The sequence below is a fragment of the Streptococcus sanguinis genome (genome assembly GCF_019929145.1).
GTDB lineage: Bacteria > Bacillota > Bacilli > Lactobacillales > Streptococcaceae > Streptococcus > Streptococcus sanguinis_U.
Genome location: NZ_JAHZOW010000019.1, coordinates 1 through 809 on the forward strand (window position 1 = coordinate 1; position 809 = coordinate 809).

Genomic DNA, 809 nt, shown 5'->3' on the forward strand with positions numbered 1-809 from the left:
TGATCCCGTTACCTTCCGGGACCAAAATTTGGCTGGTTGCCGGTATCACTGATATGAGAAATGGCTTCAACGGCCTGGCTGCGAAAGTACAGACGGCGCTGAAAGACGATCCCATGTCCGGCCATGTTTTCATTTTCCGGGGCCGCAGCGGCAGTCAGGTTAAACTGCTGTGGTCCACCGGTGACGGACTGTGCCTCCTGACCAAACGGCTGGAGCGTGGGCGCTTCGCCTGGCCGTCAGCCCGTGATGGCAAAGTGTTCCTTACACAGGCGCAGCTGGCGATGCTGCTGGAAGGTATCGACTGGCGACAGCCTAAGCGGCTGCTGACCTCCCTGACCATGCTGTAAATCTCTTTATCCTGGTTGTCACAGAATAAGCCCGGTAAAATACGGGCTTATGAACGACATCTCTTCTGACGACATCTTCCTGCTGAAACAGCGCCTGGCCGAACAGGAAGCGCTGATCCACGCCCTGCAGGAAAAGCTGAGCAACCGGGAGCGCGAAATAGACCATCTGCAGGCGCAGCTGGATAAACTCCGCCGGATGAACTTCGGCAGTCGTTCCGAAAAAGTCTCCCGCCGTATCGCACAAATGGAAGCCGATCTGAACCGGCTTCAGAAAGAGAGCGATACGCTGACTGGTAGGGTGTATGACCCGGCAGTACAGCGTCCGTTGCGTCAGACCCGCACCCGTAAGCCGTTCCCTGAATCACTACCCCGTGACGAAAAGCGACTGTTGCCTGCGGCGCCGTGCTGCCCGAACTGCGGCGGTTCACTGAGCTATCTGGGCGAGGATACCGCCGAACAGCT

Annotated in this window: 2 protein-coding genes; both read left to right on the plus strand. The window is 57.6% G+C overall.

The annotated features are described in order from the left end of the window. Nucleotides 1-347: IS66 family insertion sequence element accessory protein TnpB (gene tnpB / locus K1I94_RS11270; protein WP_064757247.1), on the plus strand; the 347-nt coding region annotated here is incomplete at its 5' end. A gap of 49 nt (nt 348-396) precedes the next feature. Then, the coding region (locus K1I94_RS11275; RefSeq protein WP_206640860.1) for an IS66 family transposase at nt 397-809 on the plus strand (413 nt) is incomplete at its 3' end.